At 63.1% G+C, this 26719-nt stretch carries 23 protein-coding genes and 1 tRNA gene; 13 read left to right on the top strand and 11 right to left on the bottom strand.

Going from position 1 to position 26719, the window contains the following annotated elements:
* The first annotated feature begins 32 nt into the window (after window positions 1-32).
* Both murJ and RA19_RS10245 read left to right on the top strand, forming a co-directional pair.
* The gene (murJ, locus tag RA19_RS10240) at window positions 33-1607 is read left to right on the top strand and encodes a murein biosynthesis integral membrane protein MurJ (RefSeq protein ID WP_082020512.1); all 1575 of its coding nucleotides are present in this window, start codon (window positions 33-35) and stop codon (window positions 1605-1607) included.
* A complete protein-coding gene (locus RA19_RS10245; RefSeq protein WP_039162190.1) occupies window positions 1604-2701 on the top strand; it encodes a DegT/DnrJ/EryC1/StrS family aminotransferase in 1098 nt (365 codons plus the stop codon). The genes murJ and RA19_RS10245 overlap by 4 nt, the downstream gene beginning before the upstream one ends.
* 12 nt (window positions 2702-2713) lie before the next feature.
* Here the strand turns inward: RA19_RS10245 and RA19_RS10250 are convergent, their stop codons facing one another.
* Window positions 2714-3487, bottom strand: coding sequence for a hypothetical protein (locus RA19_RS10250; protein WP_039162191.1), 774 nt, complete (start codon window positions 3485-3487; stop codon window positions 2714-2716).
* A 108-nt stretch (window positions 3488-3595) separates the two neighbouring features.
* On the opposite strand from RA19_RS10250, the gene RA19_RS10255 reads away from it, so the two are divergent.
* Complete coding sequence (locus RA19_RS10255) at window positions 3596-4747, top strand: glycosyltransferase (RefSeq protein ID WP_039162192.1); 1152 nt, start codon at window positions 3596-3598, stop codon at window positions 4745-4747.
* 52 nt (window positions 4748-4799) lie between these two features.
* On the opposite strand, the gene RA19_RS10260 is transcribed toward RA19_RS10255, so the two are convergent.
* Both RA19_RS10260 and RA19_RS25765 read right to left on the bottom strand, forming a co-directional pair.
* On the bottom strand, window positions 4800-6029 hold the full coding sequence (locus RA19_RS10260; protein WP_082020513.1) for a polysaccharide biosynthesis/export family protein: 1230 nt from the start codon (window positions 6027-6029) through the stop codon (window positions 4800-4802).
* A 21-nt stretch (window positions 6030-6050) separates the two neighbouring features.
* The gene (locus RA19_RS25765; RefSeq protein ID WP_152615732.1) at window positions 6051-7181 is read right to left on the bottom strand and encodes a GNAT family N-acetyltransferase; all 1131 of its coding nucleotides are present in this window, start codon (window positions 7179-7181) and stop codon (window positions 6051-6053) included.
* A gap of 384 nt (window positions 7182-7565) precedes the next feature.
* Here RA19_RS25765 and RA19_RS10275 point away from each other — a divergent pair, with 384 nt between their 5' ends.
* Window positions 7566-7814, top strand: coding sequence for a calcium-binding protein (locus tag RA19_RS10275; RefSeq protein WP_039162198.1), 249 nt, complete (start codon window positions 7566-7568; stop codon window positions 7812-7814).
* Window positions 7815-7935: 121 nt separating this feature from the next.
* Here the strand turns inward: RA19_RS10275 and RA19_RS10280 are convergent, their stop codons facing one another.
* The 6 genes from RA19_RS10280 to RA19_RS10300 are packed head-to-tail and all read right to left on the bottom strand — an operon-like array spanning window position 7936 to window position 12823.
* Window positions 7936-8160 (bottom strand): hypothetical protein, encoded by a 225-nt coding sequence (locus tag RA19_RS10280; RefSeq protein ID WP_039162199.1) that lies wholly within the window; start codon window positions 8158-8160, stop codon window positions 7936-7938.
* Window positions 8157-8330: a hypothetical protein gene (locus RA19_RS26980; protein WP_193748254.1), complete on the bottom strand. Its 174-nt coding sequence runs from the start codon at window positions 8328-8330 to the stop codon at window positions 8157-8159. The genes RA19_RS10280 and RA19_RS26980 overlap by 4 nt, the downstream gene beginning before the upstream one ends.
* Window position 8331: 1 nt before the next feature.
* On the bottom strand, window positions 8332-10212 hold the full coding sequence (locus RA19_RS10285) for a nitric oxide reductase activation protein NorD (protein ID WP_039162201.1): 1881 nt from the start codon (window positions 10210-10212) through the stop codon (window positions 8332-8334).
* Window positions 10213-10216: 4 nt separating this feature from the next.
* Window positions 10217-11011, bottom strand: a complete 795-nt coding sequence (locus RA19_RS10290; RefSeq protein ID WP_039162203.1) for a CbbQ/NirQ/NorQ/GpvN family protein — start codon at window positions 11009-11011, stop codon at window positions 10217-10219.
* 3 nt (window positions 11012-11014) lie between these two features.
* Window positions 11015-12358 (bottom strand): cbb3-type cytochrome c oxidase subunit I, encoded by a 1344-nt coding sequence (locus tag RA19_RS10295; RefSeq protein ID WP_039162204.1) that lies wholly within the window; start codon window positions 12356-12358, stop codon window positions 11015-11017.
* 12 nt (window positions 12359-12370) lie between these two features.
* On the bottom strand, window positions 12371-12823 hold the full coding sequence (locus tag RA19_RS10300) for a c-type cytochrome (RefSeq protein WP_039162205.1): 453 nt from the start codon (window positions 12821-12823) through the stop codon (window positions 12371-12373).
* A gap of 426 nt (window positions 12824-13249) precedes the next feature.
* On the opposite strand from RA19_RS10300, the gene RA19_RS10305 reads away from it, so the two are divergent.
* Complete coding sequence (locus RA19_RS10305) at window positions 13250-13684, top strand: hypothetical protein (RefSeq protein ID WP_039162206.1); 435 nt, start codon at window positions 13250-13252, stop codon at window positions 13682-13684.
* A 56-nt stretch (window positions 13685-13740) separates the two neighbouring features.
* Here the strand turns inward: RA19_RS10305 and RA19_RS10310 are convergent, their stop codons facing one another.
* Complete coding sequence (locus RA19_RS10310) at window positions 13741-14436, bottom strand: Crp/Fnr family transcriptional regulator (RefSeq protein ID WP_039162207.1); 696 nt, start codon at window positions 14434-14436, stop codon at window positions 13741-13743.
* 215 nt (window positions 14437-14651) lie between these two features.
* On the opposite strand from RA19_RS10310, the gene RA19_RS10315 reads away from it, so the two are divergent.
* From RA19_RS10315 to RA19_RS26550, 7 genes are all read left to right on the top strand, one after another.
* On the top strand, window positions 14652-15887 hold the full coding sequence (locus RA19_RS10315; RefSeq protein ID WP_039162209.1) for an NnrS family protein: 1236 nt from the start codon (window positions 14652-14654) through the stop codon (window positions 15885-15887).
* A gap of 74 nt (window positions 15888-15961) precedes the next feature.
* Window positions 15962-16963 carry a cytochrome-c peroxidase gene (locus RA19_RS10320; RefSeq protein ID WP_039162210.1) on the top strand — a complete coding sequence of 334 codons (1002 nt, stop codon included), beginning with the start codon at window positions 15962-15964 and terminating at the stop codon, window positions 16961-16963.
* 25 nt (window positions 16964-16988) lie between these two features.
* Window positions 16989-19376: a hybrid sensor histidine kinase/response regulator gene (locus RA19_RS10325; RefSeq protein WP_039162211.1), complete on the top strand. Its 2388-nt coding sequence runs from the start codon at window positions 16989-16991 to the stop codon at window positions 19374-19376.
* A 233-nt stretch (window positions 19377-19609) separates the two neighbouring features.
* The gene (locus RA19_RS10330) at window positions 19610-21697 is read left to right on the top strand and encodes a peroxidase family protein (protein ID WP_039162212.1); all 2088 of its coding nucleotides are present in this window, start codon (window positions 19610-19612) and stop codon (window positions 21695-21697) included.
* A 231-nt stretch (window positions 21698-21928) separates the two neighbouring features.
* On the top strand, window positions 21929-23860 hold the full coding sequence (locus tag RA19_RS10335; RefSeq protein WP_039162214.1) for an acyl CoA:acetate/3-ketoacid CoA transferase: 1932 nt from the start codon (window positions 21929-21931) through the stop codon (window positions 23858-23860).
* Window positions 23861-24148: 288 nt separating this feature from the next.
* Window positions 24149-24223: transfer RNA gene (locus RA19_RS10340), tRNA-Gln, on the top strand.
* A 305-nt stretch (window positions 24224-24528) separates the two neighbouring features.
* Window positions 24529-24801 (top strand): hypothetical protein, encoded by a 273-nt coding sequence (locus RA19_RS26550; protein WP_152615733.1) that lies wholly within the window; start codon window positions 24529-24531, stop codon window positions 24799-24801.
* On the opposite strand, the gene RA19_RS10350 is transcribed toward RA19_RS26550, so the two are convergent.
* Window positions 24791-26290, bottom strand: coding sequence for a primase-helicase family protein (locus tag RA19_RS10350; RefSeq protein ID WP_039162216.1), 1500 nt, complete (start codon window positions 26288-26290; stop codon window positions 24791-24793). The genes RA19_RS26550 and RA19_RS10350 overlap by 11 nt on opposite strands.
* A gap of 249 nt (window positions 26291-26539) precedes the next feature.
* Here RA19_RS10350 and RA19_RS27760 point away from each other — a divergent pair, with 249 nt between their 5' ends.
* The gene (locus RA19_RS27760; RefSeq protein ID WP_152615734.1) at window positions 26540-26695 is read left to right on the top strand and encodes a hypothetical protein; all 156 of its coding nucleotides are present in this window, start codon (window positions 26540-26542) and stop codon (window positions 26693-26695) included.
* Window positions 26696-26719: the final 24 nt, after the last annotated feature.

Consider the following 26719-nt stretch of genomic DNA (forward strand, 5'->3'; position numbering starts at 1 on the left):
GGAAATTTGGGGACGTCCGGAAAGCGCTGCGCATGAAACAAAACGGGACATTGCGCAATATCATTTCGGTGACGTTCTGGAAATCAGTCGGAATGGGGCTGAGCCTGGCCATTGCGCTGGCAATTGCCAATCTTTTTGGTGCGGGTGCGGCCTCGGATGCGTTCTTCCTTGCCCGGCGGGTGGTGTCCAACATCGCCGCCGGGGTGGAGCGCACTTTCCAGTTTCTGCAGGTGCCGCCGCTGGTCCGGATGGCCGAGACCCAGGGGCTGGAGGTTCTGTCCCGGCACTTGCGCAAACGCAGCTGGCAGATCCTGCTGGCAGCGGCGGTGCTCTGCGCCGCCGCTTTTGTTTTTGCACCCGCCCTTGCCCGGTTTTTGGCGCCGGGGTTCAGCCCGGAACAGCAGGCCAGTGCCACAGTCTATCTGCGGATCCTGCTGGCGGTGCTGCCGCTGTCAGCGGCCACTGCGCTGTCAGGGGCGGTGCTGAATGCGCTGCGGATGTTCCGCCTGCCAGTGATCGCGCGGCTGCTGCCGCGGGCCTGCGCAGCCGTGGCGCTGGCCCTGGTGCCGGTCTTTGCCTACGGGCTGGGCGCGGTGGCACTCGCAATTGCCGCCGGCACCGTGGTGATGGCGGTGTTTTTCGGGATCTGTATCCGCCGTGCGCTGGCGCAGGACTGGCAGCCGGAGCCAGGCGGCACAGTCAGCAGCAGCCGGCTGCCCTACTCCCGCAGCCGGATCTGGGCAATGCTGCTGGCGCAGTTCCACTTGTTCGGCGCCGGCTGGATCGACATGGCGATGGCCTCGCTGACCGGGGCTGGCAGTGTCGCAACGCTCGAGTTTGCCCAGCGGATGACCAATATGGCGCCGGGGGTTGTGACCAGCAGCGTCATCACTGTCTACTACACCGAGTTTTCCAGCCACTTGGCCCGCGGCCGCCAGGAAGCCTTCCGGAAGAGCGTCCAGGACGCGATGCGGGCCACGCTGCTGTTTGTCATGCCAGCGGCCGTCGTGCTGTTCATGCTGAACCGGCCAGCGGTCTCGGTATTGCTGGGCCATGGCGCGTTTGAACCCTGGGCGGTGCAGCAGACCGCCAGCATCATCGCGCTGCTGGCGCCGCTGCTGGTGGTGAATGCCCTGGTCGGCACCCTGGCTTCGGCTCTGTTTGCCGACCCGGGCGTGCCGCATCTGAAGATCGTCACCACCAGCATCGCAGCGGCGCTGATCGTGCGGATCGGGCTGAACTGGCTGCTGCTGCCGGTCTACGGCGTGCTGGCGGTGCCGATTGCATCGCTGAGCGCGCTGACGGTGATGCTGCTGATCTTCTACCTGCGGCTGGTCCAAGCCTTTGGCACGCCGGTACGGCTGCGCGAAGCCGGGCCCTTTGCGGCCATGGCCCTGGCGTCTGCGGCTGCCGCAGCAGCCATATGGCTGGTACAGGCCGCAGCTGCCCGCGAGTTGGCCGGGCGGCTCGAGATGCTGTCGGTTGCGGCGCTGTCGGCGCTATGCGGCGGGCTGGCCTTTGCGGCTGTAGCCACTGCGCTGAAAGTGCCCGAGATGGCGCGGGTCCGCGGCGTTTTGCGCAAGGCCGTCGGCCGGGGCACCGCATGAGCGCCGCAGCCTTGATCCAGAAATCACCGCCACTGCAACTGCGGCTGCCGCGGACCGCTTTGCCCTTTCCGTTTGGCAGTTCCGCCACCCATCTGACCAGCAACGGCCGTTTTGCTATCCGCGAGGGGCTGCGGGCGCTGGGACTGGCAAAAGCGAGCAAGGTGCTGCTGCCCGCCTGGCACTGTGGCTCCGAAGCCGATGCGGTGCTGGCAGCCGGGCTTCAGGTCGCCCTCTACCGGCTGCGCCCGGACCTGAGCGCTGATCTGGAAGACGTCGAGCGGCAATTGGCAGCGGGCGGTGTCAGCGCTGTCTACGCCATCCATTACTTCGGATACGGCCAGCCGGTTGCAGCGCTTCGGGAGCTTGCCCGCGCACAAGGGGCTGCACTTATTGAGGATGTGGCACTGGGGCTGTTTTCCGTTTCCCAGGACGGCAGGCCGCTGGGCAGCCGGGGCGATATGTCGGTGTTCAGCCTGGTCAAGACTCTGCCGCTGCCTGACGGCGGCGCCCTGTGGCTGCGTGAGCCGCAGCCCAGTGCCTTGTCCCGGCTCGGGCCGCCCCCGCTGCGGCCGGTGCTGGCCGGGGTCAAGGGTATGCTGCGGCGCAGTTTTGGGGCCGGCCGCCCAACCCAGGCCGCCGCCTTGGATAACAGACAGTTGGAGGCCTGGCAGGACCGCGCCGGCATTGCGCCCGGCGACATGAAAGGGCGGATGTCCGCGGTGACCCGGCTGCTGCTGCGTACGGCAGACGCAGGGGCCGTAGCCGCCGCGCACCGGCGGAATTACCAGTTGCTGCAGGCAAATGTGCCGCGGCGGGCGGGAATGCGGCCGCTATTGCCGGATCTGCCCGCCGGCGCCTGCCCTGCTTTCTTTCCGCTGTTCACACCGGATGCGGACCATGTGCATCAGCACCTGCAGGCGGCGGGCATTCAGACGGTGCGCTTCTGGCGGCAGTTCCACCCGGCGGTGGATCTGTCTGCCCACCTCGAAGCCCAGAAGCTCAAACGCTGCGTATTGCGGCTGCCCGTGCATGCCGGTCTGCAACCTGCCGAAATGCGGCGGATCTGCGATGCGCTTGGCCGGGCTCTGAACTGATCCCGCTCCAGATCACAGCCGGCAGAAACGGACATCGTCCAGGAACATCCCCACGGCCTGCTTGTTGGAGTTGGCTGTAAGCCCGACCTGAAACCGGTCGACTTGCTCCTGCACCCTGATATCTGCGTGCTGCGACACAATCTCCTGCGACAGGATCGTGGTGCCGCGGGCGTCGCTGACCACTTCTCCGTCCAGCGTTACCAGAGAATGGCCTTCAGTGCCTTTGCCGAGGGTCACCTGCCAGGTGATATGGTGCCAGATGCCCGGCTGCAGCAGCCGCGGCACGGTGGAGAGGAACGGCTGGCGGATACCGATCTTGGAGCGGTCCACCCTTAGAAGCCCCTTGCGCAGGTAGAGGCGGATTCCCGGATTGGTGTCCATGCCGCAGGAGGCGCATTCCAGATCCATCAGAATAATGCTGTTGAGCGGCGTGTCCGGCGGGAAGAAAAACCGCGCCTGCATCGAGATCACTGTGCCCGCCTGCAATGGCTCGAACCGGTGCACATAGTCAGCCTTGCCCACCTTGCCCCGTTTCTTGGGGCCTGCCGTAAGATGCGCCACCCGGTTGCCGGGCCCGGCCGGGTCCTGCACCTGGTCCGCTTCGCCCCGCTGCAGCTGCACAAAGGCAAAGCCCGCGTTTTCTTGCGCTTCCTCGAACAGCCAGTGGCGGTTATCCTGGCCGCAGGCCTCTTCTGCATCCGCAGCAGCAGGCGTCAGCACCAGGCCGGCCAGCGCGGCAAGTGTGAAAATCCCCGGCAGCGGCGGGATGCCCTTGAGCATGTTCATGGCAGACCTACTCTCAACTCAACACTCTGAACGATATAGCGCCCGATTGGCGCCCGGCCCGGGATTTTGCAGCCGGCGCGCAACTTGAAGGAACCGAGGACGGCAAAGATGACATCAAATCACCCCCGCCGGATTGCCTTTGCCTTGCCGCATCTGAAAGCCGGCGGGATCGAGGTGGTGGTTCGGTCGCTGCTGGGCGGTCTGGAGCGCAGCCGCTGGGCGCCGATGCTGATCCTGAACCGCTGCGAAGGGGAGTTGCTGGACAGTGTCCCGGCGGATGTCCCGGTTCTGAGCTGCGGCGGCCAGGGGATGCTACCGCGGGCCCGGGCGCTCGCTGGACTGCTGCGCCGGCAGCGGGTCGAGCTGCTCTATTCCGGCACCAATGCAATAAACCTGTCGGCGGTGCTGGCGGTTGCGCTCATGCGGCGGCGGTTCCGGCCGCGGCTGGTGATCTCGGAGCATACCACGGCGGAGAGCTATCTGGCCAAGGCACGGCAGCCGCGCTTGCGGCGGCTGCTGATCCGGATGCTGTACCCGCAGGCGGACTGCCTGGCGGTGCCGCTGGAAGGCATCGGCAAAGGCTGGCAGCAAGCGCTGCGCCTGCCGGGGCCGCCTCTGGCCTGCCTGCCAAACCCGGTGCTGGAGGAAGCCGCCCTGGCCCGCCTGCAGGCAGAGCCGCCAAAGCGGGTGCCGGGCCGCATCGTAGCCGCCGGGCGGCTGATTGAGGACAAGGGGCACGGTGTGCTGATAAGCGCCTTTGCCGAAGTTCTGAAGGCACACCGGCATGCGGAGCTGCTGATCTACGGCTCAGGGTCCGGGCAAGCCGCACTGGAAGCGCAGGCGCAAGCGCTGGGGATCGCGGACCGGGTGCATCTGATGGGCTACTCCAAGGATCTGCTGCGGGACTTTGCCCGGGCCGAGCTGGCGGTGCTGCCTTCGTTGCGCGAAGGATTCGGCAATGTGGCAGTGGAGGCTTTGGCGGCAGGAACACCGCTGGTTGCCAGCCGCTGCCTGGGGCCGGAGGCAATCCTGCAGGGCGGCAAGCTCGGCATTCTGGTGCCTCCGGGCGATGCGCCGGCGCTGGCCGCCGCAGTAACCCGTGCGCTTACACAGCCGAAAGACGCGCGTGTTTTGGAAGAAGCCCAGGTCGCAGCGCAGCACTATCTTGCCCAAACTGCTGTACAGTGTTTCGACAGCTTTGCCAGCGGGATGCTGGCCCCGGTCCGCGCATCGCGCCTGACACCCGAAGCCGCCCGTTAGTGCGCACCTGTCTTCCCTAATTAAGCTGAGACCCCGACGGAAGCGCTGCGGTCTAGCCGGGTTCCAGCTCGGCAAAGCCGCCGCGGCGGACCTCCACTAGATCGCCGGGCAGCACCCGTGTCTCCAATGCGGCCGGCAGGATCACCTCGCCTGAGCGGGTGTTGCGGCGGATGCGGTATTCGGCGGGCAGCAGCGGCCCGGTGGCCGGCACCGCCCCCAGTGCTGCTGACAGTGCCCGGATCAGCTCGCGGGAGGCTTCGATCTCGGCCTCTTCGGCCCGGATGCCGGACATGACCGAGGAAAGCTCCGAAGCGATTTCCTCGCGGCGGACCCGGTAGGCATCTTCAATCGAGGACAGCAGATTGACCTCGCTTTGGCGGGCGCGGGCTTCATAGCTGGCGGCCAGCATCATTTCGATGTTCTCGTCGTTGTAGATAGTGCGCAGCTGCCGCACCCGCTCGGTGCTGGTCAGCCCGCGGTCCAGCAGCCCTTCGAGATCGGCCAGTGCCTTGGCGCTGGTTTCGATCTGCTCACGCAGGATCTGCTGCTGCCGGGCCAGCGCCTGGGCCTCCTGATCGGCCAGCTCCGCCTGTGCCTGGGCAGCGGCTGCGCGGACACGGGCCCGGTCATGGCGGCTGTGCAGGATCTCCAGTTGCTCGGCCATCAGCTGATCGGCTTCCGGACCAGCCAGGGCCGAGAACTGCGCGTCAGGCGCAATATCAAGCGCGCCGGAAGATTCTGCCAGCAGCCGCAAGCGCTGAGAATGCAGTTCCACCAGGGTAGAGCGTCGGACAGTGATACGGGCCTGCTCGTCGGCGATACGGATATCCAGCTGGCTGGAAGCGCTTTCGCTTTCCCGGGGATAGAGACCGCCGGAAACCGCCAGGATGCGGCCAACGGTCAGCCCGTCACGAAAGGCGATCTCACCCGGGATGACAACATCGCCCAGTGCATAGACCGGTCGCCAGGAGGCAACGCTGATCGCCACCGAGGCCGGCAGGCCGGTGCGCTCCGTCAGCTGCTGCTCCAGCCAGAGCTCCAGCTCCGCCGCAGTCAGGCCCTCGGCACGGACGCTGCCCGCCAGATGAAGCGATACATGGCCGTCCTGGCGCAGCTTGTAGGTCTGGGTCAGGTCTTCGCGGTTCAGCACCGAAACGCTGATCTCATCGCCTGGCCCGAGGAGCAGTTCGCTCCCATTCACCGGCAAAGCAGCGCTCCACAGAATAGCGGCAACGGCGCTTAGCCCGGCGGCTTTGCGTGGCCAGTTCCTTGTCCGGATCATGGTACCCCCTTTTCGCGCTGGTCAGTTGACAAAGGCCGACCGCTTGCGCGTGCGCAGCTGTTTCAGTTTGCGTGCTTTGGCCCCTACCGGGCGCAACAGTTCCTGCGCGGCGAGCAGCAGATCGGCATAACCGTAGCGGCGGCAGATGCGCAGGCGCTGAAAGCTTTCAAACTCATCCGCCAGCCGGTCCAGGAACGGCGTCGAACGCAGCAGGTTGGAATAGTGAATGCCCCGGTCAGCCGCGGCCGTCACACCCTGCCAGGACATGATCCGCCCCGGCGACAATTTGCGGAAACGCTCGTCGAAATCGAGGATCAGCCCATAGGTAGTGTTGCCCGCATCCAGGCAGATGCAGCTCCCCGCTTCCTGGCCATCTATCACCAGCAGCTGCACAACCATCGTGCCGCGGGGCGACATCCGCCGCCAAAGCTCTTGAAAAAACTGCCGGGTGCGGGCGTCGGTGCCTATGTCGGTGCCCATCCTGGCCTTCCAGGTCCGCGCCGACAAATCCAGCGCGGCCTCCAAGATGCGTTTCTGTTCGGCGCCCGGAGCGGCAGCCATCAGAATGCTGTGCTCCTGTTTCTGCAGAGCGCGCTTGCAGGCGCGCAGAGATTTGCGGAAATCCCGGCTGCGGCGGGCAAGGCAGGCTTCCCAGCCATCGTCGTGACGGCAGACACCCGCGCGGATCTCGCCGCGCTGGCGGCTGCGGAGCCGGCCACCGGAAAGGCTGGCCCGGATCCACCCGTAACCGCCCGCCGTCCGCATCGGCGTCAGATCGGAGACGTCCCAGTCGCGGGCGGCGAGGAGGTCCTCCATCAGCGCAGCGGCATCCGCCTCCTGACCCGGCGCGGCCAGCACGTCGTGAAATCCGGCCCGGTCGCTGCAGAGCATTGACAGTCTGCGCAGGTGGGGGCCGCCGTTCCACAACGGCGCGCGCTTTATCCCCAGCGGCAGTGCAGCCGTAAGCTGCCCGTCCCGCCAGCTGCAGCCGAACCTCGGCTGTGCGCCCCTGCCGAAGGCGGTGCTCCAGGCCAGGATCCAGTCCATCGAAGAAAACGGTCCCCCGCCTGACGCCTGGTGCAGCTCATCCCATGCAGGCTGCAGCGCCTCCAGCGCGCCAAGATCCGTTATGATTTCCGTCCTCGCAGCCACAACACCCGCCGCACACCTATACACACCCCTTAGCAACCTAGAGGGCAATTGCCCCTTGTCCACGCGCAGGCGCCAGAAAACGCAGCCGCCGCTGCTGCGCACCGCAGTCAGGGCACAGTTTGCAAGGGCTGCTGCAGCTCATTTGCCGGGCGCAGGCAGAAACTTGCGAAACCGGGTCTGGCGCTTGAGCGGAGAAAGGACCAGCGTTCAGGCGGAGCGGCAAAATGCCGAAGCCAAACCCTGGTTCCGGCAGGGCAGCGCCGGAATTTGCCGATTGGGCACAAGGGGATAGCGGTGGCAGCAGGCAGGCCCTAGCTCTAGGCCACGGCACGCGGAACACCGCGGCCTCAGGAAGAAAACTAAAACATGAATGGAGTGTCTCACATGAAAAAATTCGCGCTGACCGCCGCCGCCCTTGCTGTTCTCGCCGCCTCGCCGCTGGCAGCGATGGAAGCCATCACCGAAGCCGATGCTGATGGCAACGGCACCTATTCGCTGGAAGAGCTGCAGGCGGCCTTTCCGGATCTGACCGCAGAAACCTTTGCCACCATCGACGCCAATGCTGATGGCGAAGCCGACCTGGCCGAGGTTCAGGCAGCGGCAGAAGCCGGCCTTCTGGCAACTGCCGGCTGATGCCGCGGCAAGGCGGCTCCCCCCAATACCCCGGGCCGCCTTGCCACCTCTTGTCCCGCCCGATGGTAAATGGTGTCCAGGCTCTGCTTTTTGCAGGGCCTTTTTTCCGTTTCAGCCGTGTTCAGCTGCCGCCGGCCTGCTGCTTCAGAAGCTCGATGTGGCGGGCAAAGGCGGAGGTGACCGGCACGCCCAGCAGCAGCCCCCAGGCAACAGATTCATGCGGCGTCAGCACCCGCCCCCCGATCCAGCTGGCGATCAGCGAAGCAAAGAAGATGTTGACCGCTGCCGCACCCGCCCCGAACGGGTAGAGCGCCGCCAGCAGCCGCCAGGAGGGCTGCGGGGTCATCGCCGGCTCACCAGGTATTGCACCAGGCCAAGGCTGATGATCAGGGCAATCGAGGCTGCCAGGAACCAGATCTCTGCGGTTTCGGTCTGCGGCTGCGGGATGGGGCGTTCAAAGGTGGCGGCAAAGGCGCTGTAGGGGGCCAGCAGGGCCAGAGCGAGGAAATGTTTCATCTCAGTGCTCCATGGTTAGGGATTGATAGATCTCCGGCAGCGCGCGCGGCAGCCGGGCCGGATCAGGCAGCAGCGTGAACCCGGCGCGCCCGAAGATGCGGGCAAACCAGTCCTGTCCGTCGGCGTCAATCACCACGCCATGCACGGATTGCCCCAAAGCGCGGGCTTCGCGCACCGCCATACGGCTGTCCTCGATGCCGTGCACGCCCTCATAGTGATCCAGATCGTTGGGTTTGCCGTCAGTCAGCACCAAGAGAAGGCGGCGTTCGGCACCTTCCTCGGCCAGCTGGGCGGAGGCATGGCGGATAGCAGCCCCAAGCCTGGTGTAATGGCCGGGTTTGAAGCCGCCGATCCGGGCGGTGACGATGTCAGACATCGGTTCCGCGAACGCCTTGGCGCGGGTCAGGAACACGCGGTCGCGGCGCAGGGAAGAGAACCCCCAGATGCCCAGCCGGTCGCCCGCGGTGGCGATGCCGCCTGCCAGAGCCGCAAGAGATTCGCGGGCAGTTTCGATGACCGGGCGGTCGCCAACCGTGGCCTCGGTGGAGCGGGAGCAATCCATCAGCACCGCCACGCTCAAATCGCGGGCCATCGGGCGGCTGGCCTGCCAGACCCGGTCGCTGCCCTGCTGGCCGCAGGCCAGATCGACATGGGATTTCACCACCGCTTCCAGATCCAGCTCGTCGCCGTCCAGCTGCCGAGGCAGCATCACCCGGCGCGGGTGCAGCGGCGCAAACTGACGGCGCACGCGGGACACCAGCCGCGGATCGGGATGGAAGCTGTCGGCGGATTTGCCTTCGGCTTCCAGGACGCAAGTGTGCGCGGGCATGTGCTTGCCCAGCCGGTGGTTCCATTCGGGATAGGTGAACTGCCCCGCCAGCCGCTCATGCTCAGCATCCAGCGGCGACAGGTCCAGCGAGACGCGCAGCCGCGAGGCCGCCCGCTTCATATGCTGCGAGAGGGTAAGGTTGTCCTGATCCTCCGCCGCTTTCTGCGCATTCTCGTTGTCGTCGTCATCGACCATGCGGTTGATGTTCAGACTTTCGGCCCAGGACAGGATGGATTCAAACCGGTGGACGATAAAGCTGTCCTTGCGCCGGGTCTGGTCCTGATCCTGGCGCTTGGCCGTTTTGCGGCTGGAGATGGCGAGGCCAGGGGTTTTCATCTCCTCATCCGCTGCGGGGGCCGCCCCCCTGCCCGCCTGCGGTGCGGTCAAACGCAGCCAGAAGGGCACCGGCTGATAAGTCCGGTAGCCGCGCGGCGCGGTGCAGGTGCAGGGCTCGGCGATCCGGCAGTCAGAACCGATCTGATCCAGCACCATCCGCTCGATCCGGGCTTCGAACCTCGGCAGGCCGCTGCGTTTGCGGGTTTCGGCGATATGGGCACAGAACCCAGCATGGGCAGACCGCAGCCCTGGACAGGCGGCAAATACCTTGTCCGCGGCACGGGCATTGGCTGCGACTTCGAGCTGATCAGCCTGATAGCGGTCTTCATTCCGCTCAGGCAATTCGACCGAGGCGGCCATTGCAGCCAGCCACAGATAGGCCTGGCGGTTCAGTTCCCGGCTGGGAAAGGCTGCAATCTCCGGCGGCAGGCGCAGACGTTCACCGTCGAAGCTGGCCACATGTACCATTTCCCGCGGGGTTCCGATGCGGCGCAGCCGGTCCGGACGGTGGTCCGACAGCACCGCCGGCGCCGCTTGGATCTCCACGCCTCCGCCGCCGCCCACTGCCCGGAACAACGCCGCCACGCTGGCGCGCATGTCCTCGAACCGGATAGTGTGTCCGGCCCCGTCATCAGCGGCGCCGATCCGTGTGGCCATGCCGTGCCACAGATTGCCAACCGTCTCCTCGGGTTCCAGCAGGTCGCGCGCATGGATCATGGCATCACCCGTAGACGCTGGCGGCGAGATCGCGCAGCGCTTGGCAGACGTCCTCCTCGTCGCTGAGAGGTTCGATGATGGCGGCTTCGACCGCACGCTCGACGCGCATGCCCTTGGCGATCAGCGTCGCGGCGTAGATCAGCAAGCGGGTGGAGACACCTTCCTCCAGGTCCATGCCTGAGAGCCTGCGGATATGGCCTGCCAGCCGTACCAGCGCGGCGGAGCGGTCCTCGTCCAGCCCGCTCTCAGAGGCAACCACCGCGGTCTCGGCAGAGGCTTCCGGGAAGCCGAAGCTGACCGACAGGAACCGCTGCCGGGTCGAGGGCTTCAGCTTTTTCAGGATGTTCTGGTAGCCGGGGTTGTAGCTCGCGACCAGCATGAAGGGTTTGGGCGCGGCCAGTTCCTCGCCGGTGCGGTCGATGACCAGGCGGCGGCGGTCGTCGGTCAGCGGGTGCAGCACCACCGCCACGTCCTTCCTGGCCTCGACCACCTCATCGAGGTAGCAGATGCCGCCCTCGCGCACCGCACGGGTCAGCGGGCCGTCGGTCCAGACCGTCTCGCCGCCCTTCAAGAGGTAACGCCCGATCAGGTCAGCGGCCGACAGGTCGTCGTGGCAGGCAACGGTGTGGAGGGGCAGCCCGAGCCGGGCTGCCATATGTTCCACGAACCGGGTTTTGCCGCAGCCGGTGGGCCCCTTCAGAAGAAGGGGCAGACCGTTGGCTTGGGCCATCTCGAAGACGGTGAATTCATCGCCTGCGGGACGGTAGAAGGGGACGGAGGGCATGTTCATCGCGTTCATGGCTTACTCTCCCGGTACGGCCGCGGGGCCGGGTTTGATTATCTCGCGGCGGACCACGACGGTTGCATAGATGAACAGCAATGCGCCGAGGACCACGGCAACGCCAGAGCCGAGACGCATCAGGTAGAAGATGCCGAGCTGGTCCTGCACATCCATGTAGTAGTCGCCGATGATGCGCTGCATGTGGGTCTGGATGGTGCCGGCAAAGGTCAGCACGAAGGTCATGAAGGCCATGCCGCCGGTCATCAGCCAGAAGGAGGCCATGTTCAGCACCTGGTTATAGGGGTCGCGGTTGCGCAGTTGCGGCATCGCATAGGTGAACATCGCCAGGTTCATCGCCACATAGGCGCCATAGAAGGCCAGGTGGCCGTGGGCGGCGGTGATCTGGGTGCCGTGGGTATAATAGTTCACCCCGTGCAGCGTGTGCAGGAAACCCCAGACGCCGGCCCCGAAGAAGGCCACGGTGGAGGCGCCGAGCGACCACAGCAATGCGGCCTTGTTCGGGTGATTCTTGCGGCCTTTCCACACCATGACGAAGGCAAAGCTCATCATTGCGAAGAACGGTATCACCTCAAGGGTCGAGAAGATCGAGCCGATCCACTGCCAGTAGCCAGGGGTGCCGATCCAGAAGAAGTGGTGGCCGGTGCCGAGGATGCCGGAGAACAGCGCCAGGGCAACGATGACATAGAGCCATTTCTCCACAACTTCGCGGTCGACGCCGGTCAGTTTCAGCATCAGGTAGCCGAGGATCGCGGCCATCACCAGCTCCCAGGTCGCTTCCACCCACAGGTGGACGACGAACCACCAGTACATCTTGTCGAGCGACAGGTTGTCGGGGTTGATAAAGGCAAAGATCCACAGGAGCGACAGCAGCCACAGGCCCATCAGCAAGATGTTGGTGATCGCGGTCTTGCGGCCCGCCAGCACGGTGAGCGAGATGTTCACGAGGAAGATCACCGCCGCAACCAGGATGCCGAACTTGACCCACAGGGGCTGCTCCAGGAACTCCCGCCCGCCGTGGATGCCGGCCAGGTAGGAGACCACCGCGCCCAGCGTGCCGACGACCAGAATAGCCAGCTGGATATAGGCCAGCTTGACCGAAAAGATCTCACGCTCGGATTCCTCGGGGATTAGATAGTAGGCAGCGCCGAAGAAGCCCAGCAGCAGCCAGACTACCAGCGCGTTGGTGTGCAGCATCCGCACAATGTTGAATGGCAGAAGCTCGCTCAGCGTGTTGGGCCAGACATAGATCCAGCCGGCCAGCAGCCCGCCCAGAACCTGAACGGCAAACAGGGCCATCGCCACCATGAAATAGGCGTAGGCCACTTTTTGTGATTGGTATTTCATAGCTTTTCTCCCTCAGCCCGCGTCATTCGGCGGCCAGTTCTGGGTATCGGTCTGATCTGCCCAGCGCAGGAATTCGGACAAGGCCTTGGTCTCTTCCTCGGTGAGTTCAAAGAACGGCATCTGGCGGCGGCCCTCGACGCCGGAGGGCTGCGACTTCATCCAGCCGTCGAGCATCTCATAGGCGCCTTCGGGGTCGTCCAGCACGCCCCAGCGGGTCATCACGTTGCCAACCTCGGGGGCGAAATAGGCGCCCTCGCCATGCAGCGTGTGGCAGTTGATGCAGGAGTGCCGCTCCCACACGTGCTTGCCCTGGCGCACCGCATTGGTCAGCTCCATGCCGGCTGTGGAGGTGTTCACGATGTAGCGGTGGCTGTGAACGGTCATGGCCAGAAACACGACGACGAAGAACAGGGAGCCCCCGTAAAACACGTTTCTGGCCCGCGACTTGGTAAGGATCTCTGACATATCGCCATCCTGAAAGCAGTTGCGGATGTGCTATGCCTACCCCCGCACCGGGCCGCGGATGTTGTTTGAACGCAAAGAGCGCACGTTTCTGCTGCACGCAAAATGCTGGAAAAGCCGATATCCCTGCGCGCGCCGGTTCCGACAGCTCCGGCCTGCCGCGCTCTGAGTTGATCCACCATTTGCCAGCTGCGCGGGTGGGGCCTGCGGCGTCAGATACTTTACAGCGCCTGCCCGGCCGCCCTGCTCCACAGGCTTATCAATGCTTGCCGGGACTCAGGCTGGAAGAGAAGGAGCTTCGGGTGCAGCCGAGCGGGTGCAGCTGCGTGCAGACCGCTTGCTGGCAGGAATGACCGCTGCGAGCCCAAGTGACAAATTCTGCACATACTCTCAATGTCTGCTTTCAGACCGCAGCAATGACACGAGGTGATGATTGACATGTTTGGATTTAGCCGGCGTTCAAAGGCTATGCCCGCCCTTGAGGGTCACTTGAAATGGTGGGTCATCGAAAGCGAGCGGTTTAACCTCGCCTCGAAAACATCGTTTAGAGTCTTCGAAGCTGTGGTTGCGCAGAGCCAAGAAATGGCAATCGAGAATTTGAGGGTTTCCGATGAGAAACTGGATGAATCCCTCATGGCAGCTGCGATTCAGGCGGGCAAGATCGAAGATGAATTCGATTGGGAACCCGTCAGTACACTTGTGCGACACATGTCAGTGTCATCGGTGACGACCCAAGCAGAAGTTGCTGAACGCGATGAGGTTCTTCTAGACATGCTTCGTGATCACGAATTCTATTTGGACGACTTTCGGGACGATCCGCAAATGTCCGTCGGTGGCGGAGTGTACGACTTGCCAAAAACCTAAGCAGACTCTTTAGAGGTTCCAGCCTGCATGCGCGGCGAACTGCTTTAAAAGCCTGGTTACGCCTGCGCCCCGGTCAAGGCCTCCAGCCTCTGCACGTCCGTGACAACGATGTGCTTACGGGTGGAGTGCACGATGCCGTCTTTCTCCCACGCCGACAGCAGGCGGCTGACTGTGTGCAGCGTGGTGCCGGTCATCTCAGAAATATTGCGGCGGGTAACCGGGAAGGCGATCTCGATCCCCTCTGCCACCGGGCGGCCCGACTGCTGCGTCATCCGCAGCAGCGCCGCTGCCACCCGCTGCTCCACTGCTTGGGTGGCAAGCTCGGCGATACGGGTCTGCATCTCGCCCAGCCGGGCTCCCAGGGTCTTATAGCTTTCGGTGGCAAAGCCCTGGTATTTGGCGGTGAACTCCGCCCACAGCCGTACCGGCCATGACAGTGCCAGCACTTCCGATGCCGCCACCGCAGTGGCCGGGTAGGTGTCCCGGTTCAGGGCCGGTGCAATGCCGAACAGCTGACCAGGAGAGATATGCAGCGCGATGATCTGCTCTCCTTCAAGCGTCGTTTTCACCACCCGGATATGGCCGTCCAGCAGCAGGTGGAACCGATCTGCGTCGTGACCTTCACGGAAGATCTCGCTGCCCTCGTCGTAGCGTTTGGGCAGCGCCTGATCGAGGATTTCGCGGATCTGCACGCGGGACAGCAGGCTGAAGGGGGGCAAGCCGGTCAGGAGGCTTTCATCGAGCTTTGGCAAAAAGGCACCGCAAGTTTGAGGAAGGACAAAGTCCGGTCGCTGCGGTTATCGCATATTGGGGCTCATGGAAACAACCGCACCGGTCCCGGAAGGAGCAGCAGCAAGCCCGGCGCGGCGATCATAACGGGTGCGGCGGCAGACCGCGTCCCTGCCCCTCGCCTACGGGCGGCACCGGATACGGGCCGCCCGCAAACCCGTGCCTGACGGAGACTGAAATGAGTGCGCGAACAGAATACACCGGCCCTGCCCTTTTCTCATTCGGATTCCGGCCGTTTTTCCTGGCAGCCTGCCTGTTTGCCGTGCTGGCTGTGCCGCTGTGGCTTCTGATCTGGCAGGGCGAGCTGACGCTTGGCGGCCCGTTCCTGCCCTCGGACTGGCATATTCACGAGATGGTTTTCGGCTATGGTGCCGCGGTGGTCGCCGGGTTCCTGTTCACCGCAGTGCCCAACTGGACCGGCCGGATGCCGGTTCGCGGCCGGCCGTTGGCGCTGCTGTTTGGCCTGTGGATCCTGGGCCGGGCGGCGGCGGCGGGATGGCTGGGGCTGCCCGCGCTTGGCGTCATGGCCGCGGATTGCGCTTTTCTGGCTGCCGTCATTGCCTTGATCGCGCGGGAGATCATTGCCGGTGAAAACTGGCGCAACCTGAAAGTGCTGGTGCCGGTTACCCTGCTGGGGCTGGCCAACGGGCTGTTTCATTTCGAGGCGATTACCGCTGGGTCGGCGGATGTCTCGCGCCGCCTTGGCATTGCGGTGCTGATTTTTCTGATCATGCTGATCGGCGGGCGGATCGTGCCCAGTTTCACCCGCAACTGGCTGGCCAGGAAAGGCGGTGCGGCGATGCCGGTGCCCTTTGGCAGGTTCGATGCAGTGTGCCTGGCCGGCGGCTTGGCAGCGCTGTCGGCTTGGGTGCTGGCACCCTGGTCGGAAATCAGCGGTGCTCTCCTGCTGGCGGCCGGGCTGCTGCATGTTATGCGGCTGGCGCGCTGGCGCGGGCTTGCCTGCCTGGCAGACCCGCTCCTGTTCATGCTGCATGCCGCATATGCGATGGTGCCAGCGGGGCTGGCCGCAGCTGCCGCGGTACCCTTTGGACTGCTGGAGCCTGCCGCGGCGGCCCACCTTCTGGGCATCGGTGCCATTGGCGGCATGACCCTTGCGGTGATGATGCGCGCCGCCATGGGCCACAGCGGCCGGCCGCTGATAGCCGGCAGAGCGCTGACGGCAGCCTTTGCACTGGTTCTGGGCGCTGCAGTATTGCGCATGGCCGGGGCCGGAGCGGCACTTGCGGGCTGGGACGGCATCACCCTGTCAGCGGCCTTGTGGACCGCGGGATTTGCCCTTGCAGCGGCAAAGCTCGGCCCTTGGCTGGCCGCGCCGCGCCTTGGCCCCAAGAAGGTATCCGGGCGGCCCGAAACCAAGAACGGACCAGCCGCACAGGAAGCTCCGCCCGCGTAGTCGAAATCTTAACGGCCTTCTCAGAGAATGCCATTCCAGGTAACTAGAGACTGGATGGTAAAAGGAGGTCCTGGATGCAGTGGAGAGCTGCTGCTGCCGCATTTGCGGCACTGCTGCTGTGGGCCGTCCAGAGCCTGGCGGAAACCGCCGGGCTTGACTCGTTCCGCCGCCCGGCAACCATCCCTTTCCCGGCCTCGGCCCCCTACAACCGCGAGATTGCGACGCTGGGCAAAATGCTGTTCTTCGACCCCCGCCTGTCGGGTGGCCAGAACATCAGCTGTTCCAGCTGCCACAACCCTTCTTTCGGCTGGGAGACCCCGGTCCCCAAGGCGATCGGCGCCGGCAATGCGCCTGTGCGCCGCCATGCGCCGACGATCATCAACGCGGCCTGGATCACGCCGCTTTTCTGGGACGGGCGCGCCGCCAGCCTGGAGGAGCAGGCAATCGGTCCGATCACCGCTCCGGACGAGATGAATGCTACCTTTGACGGCATTGTGGCGCGGCTGTCGGCCGTCAGCGAATACAAAACCTGGTTCGAGCGGCTGTTCCCCGATCGCGGCATCAGCAAGGAAACCATCCTGACCGCGCTGGCCACATACCAGCGCACAATCGTCAGCGGCGTGGCGGCCTTTGACCGCTGGGTCGCGGGTGATGCCGACGCCGTGCCGGAAGCCGCCAAGCGCGGGTTTGCGCTGTTTACCGGGCGGGCAGCCTGTGCGGCCTGCCACTCCGGATGGATGTTCACAGACAATGAGCTGCACGACATCGGGCTTCTGACAAGCGATCTGGGACGCGGCGGTGTGGCGCCGCAGGACCCGGCGCAAAACTTCCGCTTCAAAACGCCGGGGCTGCGCAATATCGCCTTGCGGGCGCCGTACATGCACGATGGATCCCAGCAGTCGCTTCGCGCGGTCATCCGCCACTACGCTCAGGGCGGCGTAGAAGGCGCCGCGCGGCAGGCGGATATCGAAGGGTTCTCTGTCACCGAGGCCGAAATATCGGATCTGATTGCCTTTCTCGATACGCTGACGGACAATGAATCCAATGTGCCCACTCCTATTCTTCCGGCCAACTGATGCGTGTGTGTGAAAGCTTCCCCTCATGAACATCAAACGCTCCATCGTCCTGCCGGTTCTGGTCATCGCGGTTGCTGCGCTGTTTGCAACGCTTCTGGTGGGCAGCATGGCAATGTACGCCTCCAGCCGGAAAGATGCGGTGCTGGAAGCCTCGCTGGAGGTCACCCGCCGCACCAGCAGCGTCGCCACCGGCATCACCGCCGCGGAAACCTATGCCCAGGACGTGATCGCCATGACCCGGCTGATCCCGCAGGAGGAGGTCGCCAGCCAGTTTCAAGCCTATCTGCGCGACATTAACCGCGACCTGGGTGCCCTGCTCGCGCTGCCGCTGCCGGAACCGTTGCGGGCCGAGGCCGAGGCGTTGAACGATGCGCTGGCGGAATGGTGCGCGATGGCCGTTGTGTTGCTGGGCATTAAGCCGGCGCAGGACATCCCCACTCTCAGCGCACTGATCATGAGCAGCGAGGCGGTCACCAAACAGGCCTCCATGGTGAGCTCTTTGGCTGCCGTGTATGCCGGACAGGCTGTCGAGGCTGCAAACCAGACATTGTCCCGGATTTTTGTGCTGGGGCTCAGCGGCACTGCGCTGATCATGGCGGCCGCACTGATCTTTGCCATGCGCAAGGCGCATGGGATTTCGGCCGCAATGCAGTCCGCCGCTTCCAAGCTGCGGCGGCTGGCCAGCCAGGAGCAGGATGGCGCGGCCCAGGACGGCAGCGAGATTGCCGCGGTGTTTGCCGCGCTTGACACGCTGGAGGCAAGCCTCAAGGAGAAGAAGCGCATCGCAGAGCGGCTGCAGCAGGAAAAAACAAGGGCTGAGGCTGCCACCGAAACCAAGTCCCGCTTCCTGGCCACCATGAGCCATGAAATCCGCACGCCGATCAACGGGGTGCTTGGGATGGCAGAGGTGCTGAGCGAAAGCGGCCTCACGGCGGAGCAGCAAGCCTGCACCGGCACCATCCTGGCCTCTTCCGAGGCGCTGCTGCGGATCGTCAACGACATTCTCGACTTCTCCAAGCTGGAGGCCGGCAAGGCGCAGATGCTGGAGCAGCCCTTTAACCTGCGCGACGTGATCTATGACGTCGCGACGCTGATGTCGCCCAGCGCCACCGCCAAAGGGGTGGAGATCTGCATCGACATCCCCGAAGGAACTCCGGCTGTTTACACCGGCGATAGCGGCCGGGTGCGGCAGGTTCTGATGAATCTGGTTGGCAACGCAGTCAAATTCACCCTGCAGGGCCATGTCAGCATCACGCTGAATTACGATGCCAGTCACAAGATCCCGTTGTGCATCGATGTGCGCGACACCGGCGTCGGCATCCCCGAGGACAGCATCGGCCAGATTTTCCACGCTTTCGAACAGGTTGAAAGCAGCACCGCCCGGCGGTTCGAGGGCACCGGGCTGGGGCTTGCCATTTCGTCCAGGCTGGCCGAAGCCATGGGCGGGCGGATCGATGCGGTGTCCGAACCCGGAAAGGGCTCTTGCTTCACAATCTGCCTGACACTGCCGGTGGCCGCCCCTGCGCCGCCCGCGACCCGGCCGCTGGCCGGAAAACGGGTGGCCGTGATGGCCGATCTGGCCTTTTCCCGTGCCGTCCGGCAGCGCCAGCTGGCATACTGGGGCGCGGATACCGCGTACGTGTCTACCCCGGCGCAGCTGCTGGAACAACTGGAGGCAATGGCCGCCGTCGGCGGTCAGCCCGATCTGGTTCTGATCGAGGACAGCCTGCCACCGCAGCAGGCCAGCGACCTGTGCCGCTGCATTCACAGCCTGACCAGTTGCCGGAGGCTGCCGATCGTGTTCTGTGCCGGCAGCCAGGTGATCACGCGCTACCAGGGGCTCAAGGACTGCGAAACGGTGCATGTTCTGATGAAGCCCGCCCGCAACAAGGTTCTGCTGCGCACGCTGCAGGAGGCTCTGAACGCCAGCGCAGAACCCCAGACCGCTGCTCCTGCGGCAGCGCTGCCTGGCGCGGAACAGGCAGAGCCAGAATTGAGCCATGTGCGCCTGCTGGTGGCCGAGGACAACCGCACCAATCAGCTTGTCCTGAAGAAAATGCTGGCTCCATCGGGCATCCAGATCACTTTTTGCAGCAATGGTCAGGAAGCAGTCGAGGCCTTTTCTGCCCAGCCGTTCGACCTGGTGCTGATGGATATGTCGATGCCGGTGATGGACGGGCTGGAAGCCACGCGGCAGCTGCGCATCCGGGAGCAGGAAACCGGCTGCCCCCCCTGCCCGATCCTGGCGCTGACCGCCAATGTGCTAAGCACTGATGAGGCCGCCTGCCGCGCTGCGGGCATGGTCGGTTTCCTGTCCAAACCAGTGCGCAAGCAGCAGTTGCTGGAACAGATCGCGAAATGGACCGGCAGCGTACCTGCACCAAGCACCGGCGCGCAGGCGCGCCAGGCCTGATCAGTCGCAGGCGGGCGGCTCTGAGGCGGCGGCCAGTCGGCCGCAAAGCCGCATTTTCTCACGAAACAACACAATCCGACACAAAAACGTGATATACTGGCAGCATGCCTGAGTCCCGGCAGGATTGCATTTTCGGGAAGCTGCAGGCGTTTGCCGGGCACGCCCGCAGAAGGGACCTGCAGACCGTGCACGTTGGCATTTTCGGTGAAAGTAATGAGTGATTGGGGGATCACATGTCCAATTTGCAGATCGGGGCCGCGCGCCCCGCCGATGGCTATTCCACAAACCCTGAAAATCCTGACTGGGGCGCAACCGGCACCGGGCTGCTGAACCTGGCGCCAAGCGATCTGGGGCCCGGCGGCGGAATGTCAGGTGACGACCGCCCCGGCACGCGCGAAATTTCCAACGCCCTGTCTGTTCAGGACGGAAAAACCCACAACGCGGAATGCGCTTCGGATTTCCTGTGGATCTGGGGCCAGTTCCTGGACCACGATCTGTCGCTGACCAGCGCCGGGGAATACACCAGCGCGGACATTCCGGTCCCGGAAGGCGATCCCTATTTCGACCCCTATGGCACCGGTGAAGAAGTCATCCCCTTTACTCGGGTCGATCAGCAGGACGGCAAATACATCAACGAGATCACCGCCTTTATCGACGCTTCGATGATTTACGGCTCGGATGCGAAGACCTTGGAAGACTTGCGTGCCGAGGGCGGCAAGCTGCAATTGACTGAAGACGGCTATCTGTACCGCTATGGCAAAGAACTGCTGACCGGCGATGTGCGGGCTGCGGAGAATGTCGCGCTCACCTCGATGCACACGATTTTCACCCGCGAGCACAACCGGCTGGTGGATGAACTGGCAGAACGGGATCCCTCGCTCACGGATGACCAGCTGTTTGAAGCCGCCCGCGCCCGGGTCGAGGCGCTCGTGCAGGCGGTGACGTACAAAGAGTTTCTGCCGTATTTGATCTGCGAAGACGCGCTGGAGGCATACCAGGGCTATGACGCGCAAGTGAACCCGGGGATCGCTATCGAGTTTTCGACGGTGGTCTTCCGGCTGGGCCACACACTACTGTCGGCAAATCTGCAGCTGGTTGCCGAAGACGGGACCAGTTACGATCCGCTGGCACTGCGGGATGCCTTTTTCAAACCCGAACTGCTTGAGAAGCCAGGGCTGATGGAGGACGTCATCCGCGGCGCTGCCAGCCAAACCGCCGAGGCGATCGACACCAAGGTTGTTGAAGATGTGCGCTCCTTCCTGTTCGGTCCGCCAGGGGCCGGCGGGTTCGATCTGGCGGCGATCAACATTCAGCGCGGCCGCGATCTGGGCGTTGCCAGCTATAACGATCTGCGCGAAGCGCTGGGGCTGGAGCGGGCTGAAACCTTTGCCGACATCACCTCCGACACCGGGCTGGCGGACAAGCTGGCAGAGGTTTACGGCGAGACCGATTTGGTCGACGCTTGGATCGGCGGCCTGGCCGAAGACGCCTATGGCCACGGGATGCTGGGGGAAACCTTCACCACCGTGATGGTGGACCAGTTCACCCGCTTGCGCGATGGCGATCCGTTCTGGAGCGAAGCACGGGAGGGCCTGCCTGCCGAGGACCTGCAAGAGCTCTGGGACACGAAACTATCCGAGATCATCAAGAGAAACACCGATATCAATCTGCTTCAGAAGGATGTGTTTGCCGGAATGGACCGGATCATCGGCACTACTGCAGACGATGTTCTTACAGGCGGTGCGATGCGTGATTTCCTGCATGGGCGTGCAGGCGACGACGTGCTGAAGGGCCGCGCGGCCTGCGACGACCTGCAAGGCGGTGATGGCAACGATACCCTGGAAGGAAACCGCGGCAGCGATTGCCTCTACGGCGGTGCCGGCAATGACTACCTGAATGGCGGCATGGAGGACGACTTTATTTTTGGTGGCGCCAACCGGGACCATCTGACCGGCCGGCACGGCAATGATGAGCTTTATGGCGGCATGGGCCAGGACTACCTCAGCGGCAACAGCGGCAATGACACTTTGGACGGCGGAGCGAACTACGACACCCTTACGGGCGGCACCGGAGATGACGTGCTGACCGGCGGCGCAGGAAGCGATTGCTTCAAGTTCAAGTCCCGCCACCAAGGGGACGATACGATCACAGATTTCGAACTTGGCGCGGATTGGATCAAGGTGACAGGCCCAATGCGCCACTCCCTTCAATTCGAAGACTTGGAAGGCGGTCTCAGGATCTCCGACGGCGATGACTGGTCAGTATTGCTGGAGAACATCAGTTTGGAAGATTGGGAGCTTTCCGGCGATCAGGTGCTCTGACCGCATGCCCGGCAGGTGGCCGGGCTGCCGTCCCTCGCACCATTGGCCACACGCAGGCGCCGATCGGAAACTTCGCCGCCTCTGCCTGGACCGGATGTCGTAACTCCTCCTTCCGTTGACGCAATCCGGGAGCGGCTGCTGCGCGGACGCACCCTAGAATGCCCGATCAGATTTCCGTGAGGCAGCAGGGCCGGGACGGAAGGCGACAGGCATCGGGGAGGACGCGCCGCCATGAAAGACAAAACCACCACCACAGAGCAGGCGATGGCCCTGATCCGCGACGGGGATGTCGTAACAACCACCGGCTTTGTGCAGAGCTGCATTCCGGAGCTGCTGCATGCAGCGCTGGAAAAACGGTTCCTGGAGGAAGGCTCCCCGCGCGATCTGACCCTGATCATGTGCGCAGGCGCAGGCGACAGCAAAGGCCTGGGCACCGGGCGGCTGCATCACGACGGGCTGCTGCGCCGGGTGATCGCTGGCAACTTCGGCCGCATGCCCAAGGTGGCGCAGGCGGCGCAGGAGGAAAAAATCTGCGGCTACAACCTGCCCCAGGGCGTGATTTCGCAGCTTTACCGCGCCTGTGCCGCGGGCCAGCCTGGCCTGTTCTCCAAGGTCGGCCTGCACACCTATGTCGACCCGCGCCACGGCGGCGGCAAGGTCAACAAGAAAACGCAGGAGGACATCGTCCGCTTCCACGAGGTCGAGGGCGAGGAATGGCTGTTCTACAAGGCCACCAAGATCGACGTCGCCCTGATCCGCGGCACCAGCGCCGATCGCTCGGGCAACATCAGCATGGAGCGCGAGGCGCTGACGCTGGACTGCCTGGCCCAGGCGATGGCCGCGCACAACAATGGCGGCATCGTGATCGCCCAGGTAGAACGCATCGTCGAAGACGGCTCGATCAAGCCCAAGGATGTGAAAATCCCCGGCCTGCTGGTGGACTGTGTCTGTGTCGCCGACGATCCGGAGATGCACCGGATGAACTACGGCGTGCAGCACAACCCAGCGCTCTCGGGCGAAATCCGGGTGCCGGTCGAAGGCATCGCCAAGATGCCGCTGGACCAGCGCAAGATCATTGCCCGCCGCGCCGCTTTTGAGCTGCCGCCCAACGGCGCCGTGAATCTTGGCGTCGGTGCACCGGACGGCGTTGCAGCCGTGGCCAACGAAGAGAAGGCCACCCCCTATATCACCCTCACTACCGAGGCCGGCGCGGTGGGCGGCGTTCTGGCGGGCGGCTCCAGCTTCGGCTCGTCGGCCAATGCCGACGCGGTGATCGACCAGAACCAGATGTTCGACTTCTACGACGGCGGCGGCCTCGACCTCACCTGTCTTGGTATGGCCGAGTGCGATGCTGAAGGCAGTGTCAACGCCTCCCGCTTCGGCGGCCGTTTGAACGGCTGCGGCGGCTTCATCAACATTTCGCAAAACTCCCGTGCTGTGGTCTTTGCCGGCACCTTCACCGCGGGCGGGCTGAAGGTTGCTGTCGAAGACGGCCAGCTGCGCATTGTGCAAGAGGGCCGCAACAAGAAATTCGTGCGCCTGATCGAACAGATCACTTTTTCCGGGCCCTATGCCTCAAAACGCTCGCAGCCGGTGCTTTACGTGACCGAGCGCTGCGTGCTGCAGCTGACCCCCAAAGGTTTGGAGCTGATCGAGATTGCCCCGGGTATCGACCTGCAGCGTGATATTCTCGACCAGATGGAGTTCAAGCCGATCATCGAAAACGTCACCCAGATGGACCCGCGCATCTTCCGCGACGAGCCAATGGGGCTGCTCGATGACCTGCTGAACCTGAACCTGTCGGAACGCGTCACCTATGACGCCGCCCGCCATACCATGTTCCTCAACCTGGAAGGCTGGAGCGTCAAGAAGAAGCGCGACATCGAGGATCTGACCCGGGTGCTGAAGGAGGCCTTTGCCAAGAGCGGCACAGGCGTGAACACGGTGGTGAACCAGAACGGCTTCCGCATTGCCGAGGATCTGCAGGACGACTACGCGGCCACCGCCGGGCAGCTTCTGGAGGCCAGCAGCGAGTCGATCGCGCATTACACCACCAGTGCCTTCATGCGCCTGAAGATGCAGGGAGAGCTGTCCAGCCGCAGCGTCCAGCCTCATATCTTCGAAAGCGGCGAGGAAGCGCATCAGGCCATCTGGGGCTCCTGATCCGGCAGTCCCCGGCCCTGGCTTCCAGGGAGCAGATTGTGCAAGCGGCGCAGCCAGTTCAAACCGGCTGCGCCGCAAGTGACTCCCTCTTTGAGATGACACCGGCTCTCGCTTGGTCTCCCATCTAACCCTATAGAATTTCGGCCATTTCCCAGCCGACAACATGCCATCCGCCGAGGCGCTTCCCTGCCTTTGCCGCTTTTTTTCTGGATGGCCAAAAAAGTTCTTCTTTTTTGCAGAAACCCTCTTGCACCCCCCCGCAACAAACTTTAGACAGCGCCTCACCGATGGGGTGTAGCCAAGTGGTAAGGCAGCGGTTTTTGGTACCGTGTACCGTAGGTTCGAATCCTACCACCCCAGCCATCGGCCTCCTGACATAGCAAAACAAGAAGCTTGGATGCCTCAGAGGCTCTAAAGTGCCCCACTTTCTGCCCCAGTTGGTTTGAGCACCCCCGAAGCACCCGTTAGCTCGTTATGCGGGTGGTGCGGGTTGCCCCTCCCGAATTACGGGAGAGGCGGGTTAGCAATTCTAGCTTCGAGATTTTGGCATGGCCTCAGGGCTATAGCAGATTGAAGTCCACCCCGTTGCCCCGTCTCTCAAGCTCATCTCTGAAGTTATCTCCCCGATCACCGATATCGAGATGCCGAGGATTCACGCAGCGCCGGTTATGACACCGATGACGGATCACTTGGTCGCGGGTGGCGGCAAGCTGGTGGAGAATGCAGTAAATAAACCTGTACGCACGATCCTGATGGCCTTGAAAGCGAACTTTCCGCGGGCCGGATGTTGGCGTGACCATGCAGCCATTCTCGTCTTCTTCTGTTTCATTCAGCAATTCCTCTACTCGCTGGTGGGCTTCTTCGTAGTGATAGGCAAATATGTCGCTGTACCATTCCTGGCTACGGTCCATGGCGACGAACAGCTCGTCCTTACTCAATGATTTCCACCTCCCCGTCATCCGGCCAGATTGGCTCATCGTAGCCGTTTGGCCCGCGAACCCGTCCACCAGACACCTGATAGTCCCGGTGAACCCAGATTGCTCGGCTATGATCAACACCGCCCCATTTGGCAGTCTCAGAACGCCAGCCCAGCTCGGGCATCATGTGGCGGATCCGGTTCTGGTTGGTCTTCAGCTTCTCAATGAACAGCTTGGCAATGACTTCCAACGGAACAGCAAACACACCGAGACCAGCTAGAATCTCCTCCAGGCGAACAAGCAGTACCTCACGGGATGCCCCCATGATCTGTTGCATAACCGGTGTTTCGATCAGGGAGAGGTTCAGCGAACGAGGATTGAAGTCATTCGATAGCTGATGCTCCAGCAGCCCGCGATACAGACCTGCTATGTTCTCATCACGCTCCATCCATGCATTGAACTCAGCGATGAAACTGCCGAACTCCTCAGCATCCGGGCCAGAGGCATGACCGGAGTGATCCACGTTGATAACATAGTATCTGCGCTCATCCGCCTCGATCCAAAGCGGCAAGTGGTTGGAAGTGAACAGAAAACAGCAAGACTGTTGTACCTTCTCGACCTCCTTCCCCTTAGCTTCTGACACGGTCACTCTTTCCGTAATGTACGTCTTGAGCGTATTGCCGTGAGGGGAGTCAGGCTTGAGTTGGAGCTCCTCAGATACGATCAGCTTGCTATCCAACAGCGGCTTGTTGAACTTGCCGGTCAGCTTGGCGATGCTGTTCTGGGCAACTGAGTTTTCTTCGCCAAACAGACGGGTGGCTAGCTGGCAGAGTGTGCTTTTACCCGTTCCTTTCTGACGCGAATACAAGAAGATAGCCCAGTTTGGCTTATCCGCTTCATTCTTCAAGCACCAAGCAAGCCAATCGATGAATACACGACGATCTACCGCATGCTGGAAGATCCGCTGAAGGAGTGCTTCAAGCATTGCCATGTTTGGCTGAGCAGAGGTCAGATTGCGATAGGCAGGCTTGCGCCAAGTGTTGATAGCGACCATGTCCCGTACAGGGAAAACCCGGTCATCATTGCCCGGTGCGCATTGGGTGGTTCCATTCCAGAGTGGAATTTGCTGGCTCACATCGTCATGGGTTTCGATCATGGCCCGCTGAAAGACATCTCTCAGAAGCTCCGAGGTCAGCTCAATCTCCGGGAACGCCCGTTTGAACTTCTGAAGAGCAAGCTTCTTCAGGTCCGCCTGGCTAAGCGGGACATTGAGGTCATCAACGTCATGGAGTTGGTTGCGGTTTCGCACGAAGCACTTTGACAGGTACTCGCACAGAGCCGCCACGTTATCAGGCTCTACCTTTGGTGTTGCCTCCTCAACTACCTCGTTCGCACTCTCTGCTTCTTCCTTGTTCTTACCCTGGCGTCTGGTGCGCGCTTCCAGCCACTCCGCCGATAGCATTTCTGGTACGTATTCTGCGCCATGCATGATCAGTTCTGTATTTCTTATCATATAGTCTCCTCACAAGCGGGAATCCGCCTATAAAACAGTGTGTTGTAGGTTTTGGTGGAGATCCGGTTCAGGTTCAGCGTTCGCGGCTGCAACAAAGCAATCGCGTGAAAGCTGGCCCCCTGAGGCCGGGTACTGATCTTAAGGCGTTCTAAATCGACAGACAGTCGCGGACTGTATCTGGTCTAGATTTTCCAGCCCATGTTAGCGCCCTAGATTTCAGTGCGCGCCGTCTCTCATACCTTCCATAACATGTCAACGATTTGGTGCCGCGACCAAGTGATCCGTCATCGGTGTCATAACCGGCGCTGCGTGAATCCTCGGCATCTCGATATCGGTGATCGGGGAGATAACTTCAGAGATGAGCTTGAGAGACGGGGCAACGGGGTGGACTTCAATCTGCTATAGCCCTGAGGCCATGCCAAAATCTCG

Source organism: Leisingera sp. ANG-M1 (assembly GCF_000813745.1).
GTDB lineage: Bacteria > Pseudomonadota > Alphaproteobacteria > Rhodobacterales > Rhodobacteraceae > Leisingera.